This is a genomic window from Streptomyces sp. NPDC058877, assembly GCF_042742855.1.
In the GTDB taxonomy this organism is placed as follows: Bacteria; Actinomycetota; Actinomycetes; order Streptomycetales; family Streptomycetaceae; genus Streptomyces.
Genome location: NZ_JBHYMF010000197.1, coordinates 1 through 12,069, shown reverse-complemented (window position 1 = coordinate 12,069; position 12,069 = coordinate 1). Strand labels below are relative to the sequence as shown.

Sequence of the window (12,069 nt, the reverse complement as noted above, 5' to 3'; positions counted from 1 at the left end):
CGCCCGAGCTGCCCTCGTCGTCCTGCAGCTCGAACACGGCCGCACCGCCTGAATGAAGATCACAAACCGTCACGAGACGTTACCGAGAAGACCTCAGTGCTGGAAGTTGTCCGTCGCGGGCAGTCCTGGCTTGATGTCCATGAGTGTCTCGCCGACTTTCTCGGCGTCGAACACCCGTGAGTCCGGGATCAGCTGCTGGACGAGCGCGCTGGTCGTCGTCTTGCCCGCGCCGTGAGTGCCGTTGAGCCATACGATCATGGACCTGACGCTAGCGTCTGCGGGCTGCTGGGACAGGGAGAGTGGAAGATCCGGTGCGGTCGATCGCCTTGGCCAGGAGCTTGGCGTGGTCTTCGAGCAGTGGTTTGAGGGCGCCGTAGTAGGGCTGGTAGTCCGTTGTGCGGAGCCAGTGGAAGACGTTGTGCCGCTCTCGGAGCCAGACAGCACGTAGCGCTGGGTCGTGTGCGATGTGCGGCGGGCAGGGGACGAAGTCGGGCTCGCCTTCGGTGGCGCGGGTCCATATGTAGGCGCTGACGGCCAGGCGTCTGCGGTCGTCGCTGATGGGCTTTCGATGGCTTGTGAGGACCGGGAGCTGGGCGAGGATGTGCTGCCAGCTCTCGGGTTCCAGGGTCCAGGTGGCGAGGACCTCGCGTCGGTGCTGGTAGTCGATGGTGGGGCCCGCGAGGAGTTCGGCAGTGATGGCGTCGAGGGACTGCTCGAAGTCGCGGGCTGTGCCGCTGGTGCGGAGGTGGCGGTTCAGCAGTTGTGTGTAGCCGTTCCGCTTGCCCTGGGGGTTGATCCCGAGGAACTGGGCGGCTTCGTCGAGGCTGCCGCCGCGTGCGCGCCGGACGAGGAAGACCGAGGCACTGCGTCGGCGCATCTTGGGGGCGATGGCGGAGAGGAAGCCGAGGTGATGGTCGGCGAGGGCTTGGGGCAGGAACGCGGGGATGTGTTCGGGTCGCAGGCCGACGCCGGTGGAGGGGAGGCGGAGTCCGCCTTTGCCGGTGCGCCGGAAGGTGGGAACGATTGTGTCGGCGGCGTCCTGGAAGCGCTCGGAGCAGGCGCTGCGCTGCCTTTTGAAGGTTCTGTCCCAGATCAGGTGCCGTGTGGGCGGGATTCCGCTGCGGTTGCGGTTCTCCTCGGGGGCGAGCGCGGCGAGTGCTTCGCGCAGGTCGTCTGCGGCCAGGAGGCGGTCGGTGACCTGGAGGAGGCCAGCGCAGACGAACGCGTCGACGGGCGCCCCGGTGGATCGATAGAGAGGGGAGTCGGTTCCTTCGTGGATGGCGAGGTGCTGGGCCACGGCCTCGGCGAGTTGGCGGGTGGTGCCGACCGCCTGGACGCGCGGCCAGCAGATCATGACCAGGCCGGCGAGCAGGATGAGCTCGGTGAAGTACTGCTGGGCCGGCTGCTTCGGACCGCCCGGCCGGAGCAGGCGAAGAATCTTGCGCTGGAGTGCGAGCAGGCCGGGCCCGGGCCGGTGATGGTGCAGTGGGTCGTGCGCGAGCGATGCCCCGCAGGGGTCGTCGTGCCGGCCGGTCTTGGTGTCCCGAACCGTGGAAGTCCGGCAGTGGGCGGGGTGGACTCCGGAGGCGGCGGGACGGGGAAACAACTGGGCCCGGTTGCTGAAGTTGACCGGCTTTTGGCAGCGAGGGCAGAGGTGTTCCAGGAAGACCTCGTGGCGCGGGCAGGCGAAGACGACGGGAAGGCGCCAGAGGATCTGCCAGGGACCGCCGTGGGCGTGCTGGATGTCGGAGCCGTCGCCGGCGAGACAGCGAGGACAGTAGCGGGCGGTGGTGGGGAACAGCCATCGGTCCGCGTGCATGGAGTAGACGTTGCCGGCCCGGACGTTGGCGACGCTGCGGGCCGCTGGCGGATAGCGGGAGGCGAGAGGTTCCAGCGTCATCGCGCGGACCTCGCGGGGGTCCAGGCGGGTGGTGGCGGCGAAGTTCTTGATCTCGGCCGGTGTCAGCCGCGTCGAGAGTGACGCGCGGGCCCGACCGAGCCGGTCCTGTTCGGTCAGGCCGGTCAGCCGGGCGAGCTCGTGGGGCGAGATGTGCAGGCGGTGGGCCAGACGCAGGGCGAAACCGGCCAGCGACTCGCCCTCCAGCGGGTCGAGGCTGAGTCCGAAGGGCCGCCGCCCGGGGCTCATCGGCATGTCAGTCACCCGCGGCCGGCCTGTTTCCGCGGTCGTCGAGGACCGTGTTGCGTCCGCGTCCGCGGCGGGTCTTCGCGGGCGGGACGGTGTTCTGCGGGATGTCGGGGACCTCGCCGGCCCCGGGGTCGAGGTCGTCCAGGTTGCCGAGGTGGATCGTGGTCTTCGCGAGCAGTTCGGGGGTGAGGCGTTCTTCGCCGGTGAGGATCGCCTCGGTGCAGCCGTCCTCGACCAGTCGCCGCAGCAGGCCGACGATCCCGCAGGTGCGGCCGAAGAGGTACTCGGGCATCTCGCCGGTGGTCAGCATGCCTTCGAAGGACCGCAGGAGCCGCAGCTGGTCCTCGATGCCGGCCAGGTGGTCGAGGAAGGCGGTGATGCCGACCGGGGTGGAGTAGTCGAACGGATCGAGATCGACCATGTCGAATCGGCGGCCGGTCTGCGTGGCGGCCGCGGCGTGGTGCCGCCCGCCTCGCCCGTGGTCGGGGAAGACCCACTGTCCGGTGCGCTGGTCGACGTAGGCGCCGCGCAGGAGGCCGGAGCCGGGGATGTCCACGCCGATCAGGATCAGGGTGACGTTGAGGTCCATCAGTTCGCGGATCAGGTCGAGGGTGTCCTGGTCGTCCTCGCGGTGGAGCCGGAGCCGGGTGATGTCGTCGATCAGCAGAGCGGTGGTGTGATGGTCCCGGATCGCGTCCCGCACCGCTCTGACCAGGTCGTCCAGGGTTCCGGGGTGCGGGTTGCCGTAGACGTTCAAGATCGCCTTGCAGAGGCCCTTGGGTGTCGCGCGGACCGGCAGGCGGCAGTAGGCGACGGGCACGAACACGTCCCGGGTGCCGGGGGTGGGGCCGGGCAGCAGTTGGTGGTGGACCTCGCGCCAGACGTCCTCGAAGGACGCGGCCGCGTCGCAGGCGGTCTCGGTCTTGCCCTGAAACCCGCCGCCGTTGATCATCAGGCCGTCGCGGGTGCCGGGCATGAACTTCACCGCGTTGTTCTGCAGCCGACCGCGCATCAGGTTCGCGACCCGCGCGCTCATCGGCGTCTCCTGCAGCCGCATGTTGACGTGCGTCGCGGTCCGGTGCAGGTCGTGCAAGGCCCGACGCCGGGGGCTCAGGCTCTGGTAGTCCGCCAGCGTGAGCCGTGGTGCGGGCACGAAGGTGCCGCGGATCTTCCGCCACTGCTGCCAGCCCTCCCAGCGGGTGCGGTCCGGCGGCGGACCGGCCCGCAGGAAGGGAACGACCGCGTGTTCATCCGGCGTCGTCTGGTCCACCACGGTCCTCCTCCAGGTCGTCCTCGGGCAGGACGAACACGCTGCGGGCCCGGAAGCTGTGGCCCAGCTCGGGCGGCGGGACGGGCGCGGGCCGGACGGCCTCCCGTCGCCGGCGCCGTTCCCCGGCGACCGCGTCCTGCGTCTGGCGGGCCCGGCCCGGCCAGCTCAGCACCGTCGCCGTCCCCTTCCCAGCAGGAGCAGGAGTGGGGGCGGGCTGTGGGGCCGGGGCCGGCGGGCTCGGCGGCCGGTCGGTCTGCGCGGCCTTGGCCTGGTGCGTCGCGCGGGCGTGCTCGGTGCGCTGGGATTTCTTCATCTGGGTCGGCCATTTGCTGACCGGGATGTGCGAGCCGATCAGTTCCAGCAGCACCGGCAGCAGTTCGGTGTCCGACTTCGGCTTCAGCCCGGCCGCGGCGGCCTTCGCGAGCAGGGCGCTGGCCCGCGCGTCCCCGAAGGCCGGCATCTGCCCGGCCCGGGGCATCCCCGTCCAGGGCAGTGGGTGCCAGGCATGGCTGATCGGGTCCTGGAAGAACACCTGGCGCCGGTCCCGCGGGTCGCGGCGGATGAGCCACTTGCCCTTGTGCTTGCCACCCCGCGTCGACAGCTCGCCGCGGTAGTCCCGCAGGACGTCCGGGTCGTCGTACCAAAGTCCGCGGATCTTCACCCCGCGGCGCTTGTCGATGCGGACGTAGTGAGCGGGCAGCAGCTCGTAGAACAGCTCCGGGGAGGGGATGTCCATCGCGAAGCCGGTCTGCGCGAACGACGCCGCGAACAGCGAGTTCGGGCTGTGCGAGCCATCCGGATCCCAGGCCGGGGCGTACTCGCCCAGCTTGCGCTTCTGCCAGACGCCGACGATCCAGGTCGCGATCAGGTGCTCGAGCTGGTCAGCCGTCAGCACCGCGTCCGCGGCCGGGTCGGCCCCGCGGTCGGCGACGTCAACGCCGGTGTAGCCGACCAGGTGCTCGAACAAAAGCTGCCTGATCACGCCGAAGGCCCGCTCGACGGCGGCCTTGTCGGTCGGCCGCAGCACCCGCGCGGGCAGGACCTGGCAGCCGAGGACCCGCTCGACCTCGACCAGGTGGTGGTTGCGATAGACCGATCCGTGGTCGGTGGTCACCGTCTCCGGGGTGAAGAACGGCAGGCCGGCCACCGCGTGCCCGGCGAACTCCGCCACCACCGCGGCGGGCAGGCCGGGGTAGGGCCATTCCAGGTCCTCGCCCCAGTCCGCCCGCATCGGCAGCGGCATCGTCACGTCCCGCAGCACCATCGCGACGTCCACCGAGGTGTCGGAGACCAGCGTCAGCCGGAAGGCGACCAGCGAGTGCGTGCAGACGTCCAGGGCCAGGGTGAGGTGCATCTTCACCGGATCGCCGAAGACGTGCTCGCGGACCATCACCGGCAGCACCGTGGTGTCCAGAGCGACGACCTGGCCCGGCCGGTGCACCAGGACGTGCCCCTGCGACTCCGGCAGATCAGCCGACCGAGCGTAGCGCTGACGGGCGCCGCCGGGGCCGAACCACTCCTGCCAGAGCCGGCGCAGGGTGTCGTAGCTGGGCACCTTCGTCTCGGGCCCGAACTCCTCGCGGACGTACTGGCGGATCATGCGGTCCTTCGTCCGCATCGACACCTTCGCCATCCGCTGCGTCTCCTCGCGGACCGCCAGGACCGCCTCCCGCACCGGCTCGGAAACCGTGCGAGTCCCGCCGCTGCGGCGCAACCAGCGGTCGTCCGCGCAGCCGACCAGCCCGAACCGGCGGCGGGCGTTCTCCCACCGGATCAGCGTGCGGTAGCCGACCGAGCCCAGCCCCAGCAGCCTTGCGTGCTGCGGGTCCAGGGCCGCGAGCTCCGCCACCTTCGTGTGCCGGCGCTCGGTGAGCGTCGTCGTCGCCGGGTCGTACTCGGCCCTCGGTTCACCCGGGCCCGGGTGGAACGGGTCGCCGGAGCGGAACCCGGTCGCCACTTCCAGCAGGTGGGCCATCCGCAGCTCGGTCAGCTCCAGCCGGCCCGTTTTCAGGTCCTCGGTCGCCTTGCGCTGGCGGCCCCGGTCGGCCCCCGCCGCCGACGTCCGCGACGACGGCCGGCACTGCGGATGGTTGGCGAGGAACCGGAAGGTCATCCGCTCGCGGGTGCCGTCGTCCTTCACCAACTGCACCCGGCCCAGGTGCGGTTCGCGGCGCTCGACCGTCCATTCCGTACCGTCCAGCACCAGCCCGGCGCCGGGGGAAAGGTCCAGGACCGCCGCCGCGGTCACCGGCCTGCCTCCCCGGCGGGCATGACGAGCGAGCGGTCCTGGAGCGGGCCGGCCAGGTCGATGCCCAGCTTCCGGGACCACAGCAGGTGCAACAGCTGGGCCCGGGCGACCGGCTCGCAGCCCGTCGCCGCCGCGAGCTCGCCGAACCACCGCCCGCCCGCCGCCTCGGCGAGCAGCACCGGCCGAAGAGCCAGCGGATCGGACCTCAGCCGGCGCCGCGACGCCATCGCGTCCAGGCCCGCGAAGGCGTGCTCGCGCCAGCGGGCGGCCACCGCGTAGCGCCAGCCGCAGGCGACGGCGACCTCGGCGGCCGCGGCGAACGACTCCCGGTCCGGCTCCTTGATCAAAGGCTCGGGGCGTACGTCGATCAGCCAGACGCCGCGGCGGGTCACCGCGAGGTAGTCAGGGGTGTGGGCGCGGCGCTTCCCGCAGGTGGCGAAGGAGATCTTCAGCGGCTGCGAGACGACGTCGACCACGTCGCCGGCGAAGTCCAGGGCCAGCAGCACCCGGCTCTCCTCCAGGCTCTCCGCGCCGTGGTGCCGGCCGGTGCTGGTCAGGAACTGCAGGCCAGGACGGTGCCGTTGGTCCCGGCGCCAGGTGAAGTGCCGCATCGGGTCGCTCGTGAGCACCGGCTCCTGTACGAGATCGTGCACCGAGCAGGAGGCATCGTCCCCGCCGGCCCGCCACGAGACCGCCCACCGTCTCGTCCAGCCGTCGCCCAGATCCAGGCCGGACCTGCCCGCGTCGACGTCCGTCTGCACGAAAAGGTCCTCCCAGCTGCACCGATGCGACCAGACGGCCCCGGTGTCAGCGGCTTCGGCTACCCTTCCCGACTCAGCACGTGTAGCGGCCATGAGCTCATCGAAGCGCCAGAAAGAACCTCGGGCTCCCGATCTTCGTTTCTGGTGACAGAAAGACTGCTGAATGAACGTCTGTGACAAGTCGGATGCCTCGTTGGTGACAACCAGACTGCCTCGACCGTCCTCATTCGCCAGCTCGGCCGGTCCCGCTGGTGACAACTCCTGAGCTTCGGCTCACCAGCGGGCCGTCACACAGCGCTCTGACGGCGGCCCGCTCCGAAAATCCGCACCACGAATACGAGGCCGATCATGACCCTGCCCTGGCCGCCCTCGCGCACCCGCCGCCCGCTCGCCCCGCGCGTCGCCGCGCCCCGGGAGCCGGTCGACCCGGCCCGCATCGGCCGCCGCGTCGTACGGCGCCGGGCGAAGGGGATGGACGCGGGCGCCGTCGCGGCGGCACTCGACGACGCCCGCTTCGACGCGCGGCAGGACTCCCGCCACGAGGGCCTGACCGACGACGTCCGCGGGCGGGCGGAGCTCGCGGAATGGGAGCGCCTCGACCAGCTGCTCACCGCCGCGCCGTCGGGCACCGTCTACGACCCGGACACCGACGACGTCGTCCAGGCCGAACTCGCCGCCGAAGCCGCGGCCGCCGCCGCCCGGGAAGCCGAGATCCGCGAGGCCGCCCGGGTCGCGACCCGCGCCGACGAGCTCCAGGCGCTGCGCGATCTCGGCACCCTGCACCAGGCCGAGCCGGCCGAAGGCGACGAAGCCGTCCGCGACGAGCTCACCCGGCGAGCCGGCGGATACGTCCAGGCCGACGTCGACGCCTGGCTCGCGCACGCCCTGGCCGCGCACCTCGGGCACTACTGCGACCCGGCCGCCCGCGAAGCCGCCGCCGGCCTTCTCACCCCGCCGGTCCTCGCCCATGCCGCGCTGCTCGCCGAACTCGCCCGCCTGGTCCCCGGCGCCGACGTCGACGAGCTGGCGTTCGCGGCCCGGCTCGCCACCACCGAGCCCGAAGCCGCCGGCGCGCTCGCCGTCTTCCTCGCCCGTGCCCGTCCCGAGGCCAGCTGACCCCGGCCGCAACCGCCCGGAATCCATGTCACGCTAACGGAGAGTGAGCGTGACATGGGTGTCACGCTCCCCGCGAGAACTGTCACACCGCCCCGAGTTCTGTCTGTTATGTCCGTTTGGTGGGGTCCGGAGGGTGCTGAGACCCCCTCCAGGGCCGAAATCCGGGGTGTCAAGGGAGATCCATACGGAACGTAACCGTCGCGATCCGTTCCGGGCGGGCCGACGAGTGCGGAAGAATTCCCGGAGTGACCACCGGCAGAACCCTGGAGACGCGATGACGAAGCACGACTACCAGGTCGTGGCGCGGTGCACCGACCCGTCCCACCCGGGCGCCACCACCCTGATCTACACCACCCACGCCGCCTCGATCCAAGAAGCCACCGCGAAGGTCCAGAAGCTGCGCATCGCCAAGATGACCCCGGGCCTCTACCTCATCACGCAGGTGACGCGACGGGAGCCGGACTGCACCTGCCCCGAGCCGGGCCTCGGCGGGCAGTGCGCGGGCGAGCCCTGGTGCCTCAAGGTCGAAGGAGCCGCGGCCGCGAGCCCCGTGCCCGACTGAGCAGAGCGGGCCCACAGCGGCCGTGCGGCCGATACCGTGGTGACCCACGCCCGTTCGCGCCCGGATCGCCTTCTCCGACTCCGCCGCCAAGCAGCTGGAGAACATCACCAGCGAGGCGGAGATCCACGCCCTGGACCGCGCCCTGGTCGTCGTCTCCGTCGTCCCCGACGTCGGCGAGCCGATCCCCGGCGACACCGCCGGCCCCCAGCTGCGCGAGTACGCCGACGAGGTCGAGCGCGTACGCCTCCTGTACTGGGTGACCGCTCTGCGGACCGTGGTCGTCGTCGCGTACCTCGAGGTCTGACCCGCGACGGCATGTTCGTTGGTTGGTGAGGGATCGGGTCCGCCGGTTGGTGAGGGATCGCTCGCGTAAGAGGAAGACTTAGGACTGACTGACCTGATGACGGGTGCGCGCTTGTCATCCGCCGTAGGCGAGGTACCGGTAGTCGAGGCTGTGGAAAACCTCGCTGTCGCGGATGGGTGATGCGGTCGGTGGTTCTGGTGCGCAGTAATCGCACGGCCGGACGGAACACGCCACGGCGCGGTCAGCTCGGGGCGTAGATGATCCTTCCCGGCGCTGTGCGGCTCCCTGTGGCTCTCTGAGCCGTTCCGGGCTCCCGAGCGGTGATCACGGGCCTCCCGTGCCCTCACAGCGGCGTACAGCGCTTCGTGCGGCCCGGGTGCCTCCGCGGTGCGCCGGCCGACGTACCGCGGCTCGTCTCCGGCGCTGATGTTCTCGCTCTCCCGGTCGCGAGCTCCGTTCTCAGGGGGAAGAAAGTTCTACCCGCACGTAGGTACTACAACTACTTACCTACATTGGGGTGCAAGACGGTGCCCGGCCCTGGCCCGCTCGCACGGCCCCGGCGGCCTCCCGGCGAGGCTCTCCGGCACTAGTCGGCGCCTTGCACCCTCCGGCCTGCTGCCCGCCGTGCTGCACGGGCTGCTGCTCCTGGTGGTGAAGGGCGCAAGGGCAGCGGAAGGGTGCAAGGCCCGGGTGCTGCACCGGTCCGCCGCGCGCCCGGTGCAGCATCGCCCGACCCGGGCGGCACACGGGTGCTGCTCGTGCAGCAAGGCTGGCCTCACCGTGCAGCGGCCGAGCGCCTCTCCCGGCCCTGCTCCAGCTGCTGCACGCGTTCGCGGCGTGCAGCAGCCAGACGTGAGCACGCCTGCGCCGCGCCCTCGAAGTACACGTCGACGTCCGGGCCGTCTCCGTAGCGGGCGACCGTGTACGCGGCCTTCAGCGCCTCGAAGGCCGCGAGCACGGGCAGGGTGACGTCCTCGTGCGCCCCGGTCGCCGTGTCGAGGTAGTGGGCGAAGCCGAAGTGGTAGCTGCGGTCGCGCTCCGCCTCGGTCACGCGTAGGTGGGCCTTGCGGGCCGTCTCGAACCACCGCTGCCCCTCGTCCGCGCCCAGGGCGTTCACGACGATCGCGAGGAACGGGGTGACCCGCTCTGCGGTCGAGGGCCAGCTGTCGGGGTCCGGGCCGAAGCGGTTGCCCAGCTCCTGGCTGAAGTGGAGGCCGAAGTCGTACGTCACCCTGCACTCCTACCGCGACGGCCGGCCCCCGGGCAGGCGGCGCGCGGAGCTCCACCCCGGGAACGCCCGTACGCACCGCGCCGCCTGCGCCTTTCCCCTCCAGGGGAACGATGTGCGCCTCGCTGGTGCCAGGCCGCCCGTGTTCTGGAGAACTAGAACAAGACGGTTCCGCTGGTGCTACCGATCACCGACCGCCCCTGCCCGTGACCTGCGCTTTCCCCTGGAGGGGAACGATGTACTGCTCCGGGCACGCAAACGGCGCCGCACCAGGGGGTGCGGCGCCGGGCTGCCCGGCCGGGCAGCCGGGTCAGTGGACGCGCTTGAGGCGGGTCGTCTTGGTGATGGGGGTGACGTTGCCCTTGGCCTTGGCTTCGGCCTTGCGGGCCTTCTCGTCCAGGTGGAGCTGGAAGCGACGCTCGTACTCGTCTTCGAAGTCGCCGGCGTCCAGGCGCATGTCCCGGGGCAGCGCCTTGACGGCTCGCTGCTGTTCTCGGGGGTCGTTGAACGCGGCGATCATCGGGTGGAGCTGGAAGCGGCCGCGGCGGACCACGGTGACGAGCCGGGCGGCGACCAGGTGCTGCATGGCGCGGCTGATCATGCCGCGCTCCATCGCGAGACCGGCCGCGAGTTCATCGTGGGTGGCGACGACCAGGCCGCCGGGCTCCTGCTCGGTCATCATGTGCAGCAGCAGCGTGTAGGCGGTGGGAGGCAGCCGTGGCACGTACGCGAGACCGTTGAAGCTCCCCCACAGCACGTTGCGGCGCGGAACCCATTCCTCGGCAGCGGACGTCATGACGTGGTCTTCCCTTCCCCATCCGACTCCCTGCGCACTTCCAGTTTTGCGCCGGGAGCGGCCATCGCCCGGAACGCTTCGGGTGCGTCCGGGTCATTCATGATCTCGCGCAGCAGGTCCAGCTGCTCCACCCTGTCGCTCATGCCCGTCTTGGAGCGCTTCTTCGCGCCCTTCTCCGGCTCCCTGAGCCCGCCCCTGAGCGACGCGGCCGGGTTGAGCTGGTAGAGGCCGCGCTGGACCCTGCGCAGCGCGCCGTCGGTCTCCAGGGTGTTGAAGACGCGGCTGATGTGAGAGCGGCTGTATCCGAGGTCTGCGGCGACGTCCTCATGCTTGGCCTCGATCAGCCCGCCGGGCTTCTGGGAACCCATCAGGTGGAACAGCACCACGAGCACGAACCGGTCGCTGTCGTAGCGGACGGCAGCCCAGCGCATGAACTCCAAGCTGTCCATGGAGAACGCCTCGCCGATGAAGCCGGTGCTGGAGCCGACCGGGAAGACCTGGGCGGCGTGGCCGGCGGGCAGCTCGATGGTGGAGCCGGAGGACCGGTTGTAGGCGGTGGGCGGCGGCTTCGGGCGCCGCCGCCGACGGGACGGAGCGCCGGGCAGCTTCGGCGCTGCGCTGCCGTCCAGGGGCCCTGAGCTCATAGGGTCGCTGCCTCCTTGATCGTCATGTTGTCAGAACCATAGCGGAGAACCGTGGCAGTAGTGCCACCAAAACGCGGCAGCACCGACACGGAAGTCACCCGTACGTCAGCCCAGGACTGACCTCCACTTCCGGTTCGGGCCCGAACCTCCCGCTGCCGCACCGTGCGCTGTTTCGTGGCACTACTGCCACGAAACGATGTTGATGGGTCAGGAACGGCTGACGTCGCGACGGAGATATGTCAGCCCCGGACTGACATATCTCTCTGAACTCGGCTCTCTGACCTGCGAAAACGTGAAGCTCTTGTCTCTAGAGCGTGCGCGCGCGTGATACCGACTCTCCCCTCCGCGATCAAGCATCGCCACGCCGTGGGATCGGCCCATCAGCAGCAGCACGAGAGCCCGCGGACCGGACCCCGTCGTGGCGCGCGCGGCTTCGCGTGCGGCCCCGTCGTTCCTCTGCGGGTCGTGGACGGCAGCAGCGGCTCTGAGTCTCGGGTGGTGCCGACCGTGACGCTCAAAAGCGAGGAAGCGTGGCTGGTGCCGGTGATCGGTTCCGCCGCCCGGCCCTGGGGGCCGTTCGGCTCGCGTACCTCCGCACGCCGGAATTCACCCTTTCCGATATCCGGGGTACCGTTCTGTGGCTGAGGTTCACAGCGTCCCAATTTCGTAATTCCTCGCCTGAGTAGGGGTGCAAAATACCGGCGCTGACCACTCATCAAATAGCGCGCCCCGCCCAGGTGGTTGGGGGGTGTCCTGTGTTTCCGTCAACGGTACATGCTGCATCAACCTGATGCACGCACTACACTGGAACCCACACGAACGAGCGACCCCCACCCCCTCACAGCCAGCCAGGCCCGCGCCAGCGGGTCCCAAGGGACTGGAGGCGCAGCCGGAAGGACCGTCAGGCGGGGGAGCGCAGCGGACCCGCCGGGAGCGCCCCGCGCTCCCCCCCAACTCCCATACTGGAGGCCCCACTAGCCGTACCGTCAGACCC

Annotated in this window: 10 protein-coding genes and 1 pseudogene; 3 read left to right on the top strand and 8 right to left on the bottom strand. The window is 70.7% G+C overall.

The genetic code is table 11. The annotated features are described in order from the left end of the window. Window positions 1-96 precede the first annotated feature (96 nt). The 5 genes and pseudogenes from ACFW2Y_RS30195 to ACFW2Y_RS30175 form a co-directional block, all read right to left on the bottom strand. A pseudogene (locus tag ACFW2Y_RS30195) lies at window positions 97-258 on the bottom strand (ATP-binding protein); the annotation flags it as partial. A gap of 10 nt (window positions 259-268) precedes the next feature. Beyond that, complete coding sequence (locus ACFW2Y_RS30190) at window positions 269-2,152, bottom strand: TniQ family protein (RefSeq protein ID WP_384885471.1); 1,884 nt, start codon at window positions 2,150-2,152, stop codon at window positions 269-271. 1 nt (window position 2,153) lies between these two features. Then, window positions 2,154-3,416 carry an AAA family ATPase gene (locus ACFW2Y_RS30185; protein WP_384885469.1) on the bottom strand — a complete coding sequence of 421 codons (1,263 nt, stop codon included), beginning with the start codon at window positions 3,414-3,416 and terminating at the stop codon, window positions 2,154-2,156. Beyond that, entirely contained in the window at window positions 3,394-5,664 is a 2,271-nt protein-coding gene (locus ACFW2Y_RS30180) for a transposase (protein WP_384885467.1), read from the bottom strand. The genes ACFW2Y_RS30185 and ACFW2Y_RS30180 overlap by 23 nt, the downstream gene beginning before the upstream one ends. After that, the gene (locus ACFW2Y_RS30175; RefSeq protein WP_384885465.1) at window positions 5,661-6,425 is read right to left on the bottom strand and encodes a TnsA-like heteromeric transposase endonuclease subunit; all 765 of its coding nucleotides are present in this window, start codon (window positions 6,423-6,425) and stop codon (window positions 5,661-5,663) included. Before ACFW2Y_RS30175 ends, ACFW2Y_RS30180 begins: the two co-directional genes overlap by 4 nt. Before the next feature lie 348 nt (window positions 6,426-6,773). On the opposite strand from ACFW2Y_RS30175, the gene ACFW2Y_RS30170 reads away from it, so the two are divergent. The 3 genes from ACFW2Y_RS30170 to ACFW2Y_RS30160 all read left to right on the top strand — a co-directional run bounded on the left by ACFW2Y_RS30170 (window position 6,774) and on the right by ACFW2Y_RS30160 (window position 8,407). After that, complete coding sequence (locus ACFW2Y_RS30170) at window positions 6,774-7,541, top strand: hypothetical protein (protein ID WP_384885463.1); 768 nt, start codon at window positions 6,774-6,776, stop codon at window positions 7,539-7,541. Between the two features lie 274 nt (window positions 7,542-7,815). After that, entirely contained in the window at window positions 7,816-8,103 is a 288-nt protein-coding gene (locus tag ACFW2Y_RS30165) for a hypothetical protein (protein ID WP_384885462.1), read from the top strand. Window positions 8,104-8,167: 64 nt separating this feature from the next. After that, window positions 8,168-8,407 (top strand): hypothetical protein, encoded by a 240-nt coding sequence (locus tag ACFW2Y_RS30160; RefSeq protein WP_384885473.1) that lies wholly within the window; start codon window positions 8,168-8,170, stop codon window positions 8,405-8,407. Between the two features lie 775 nt (window positions 8,408-9,182). On the opposite strand, the gene ACFW2Y_RS30155 is transcribed toward ACFW2Y_RS30160, so the two are convergent. The 3 genes from ACFW2Y_RS30155 to ACFW2Y_RS30145 all read right to left on the bottom strand — a co-directional run bounded on the left by ACFW2Y_RS30155 (window position 9,183) and on the right by ACFW2Y_RS30145 (window position 11,075). Next, window positions 9,183-9,638, bottom strand: a complete 456-nt coding sequence (locus ACFW2Y_RS30155) for a hypothetical protein (RefSeq protein WP_384885460.1) — start codon at window positions 9,636-9,638, stop codon at window positions 9,183-9,185. A gap of 307 nt (window positions 9,639-9,945) precedes the next feature. Continuing rightward, window positions 9,946-10,431: a hypothetical protein gene (locus tag ACFW2Y_RS30150; RefSeq protein WP_383845881.1), complete on the bottom strand. Its 486-nt coding sequence runs from the start codon at window positions 10,429-10,431 to the stop codon at window positions 9,946-9,948. Next, on the bottom strand, window positions 10,428-11,075 hold the full coding sequence (locus ACFW2Y_RS30145) for a helix-turn-helix domain-containing protein (protein ID WP_384885458.1): 648 nt from the start codon (window positions 11,073-11,075) through the stop codon (window positions 10,428-10,430). Before ACFW2Y_RS30145 ends, ACFW2Y_RS30150 begins: the two co-directional genes overlap by 4 nt. Window positions 11,076-12,069: the final 994 nt, after the last annotated feature.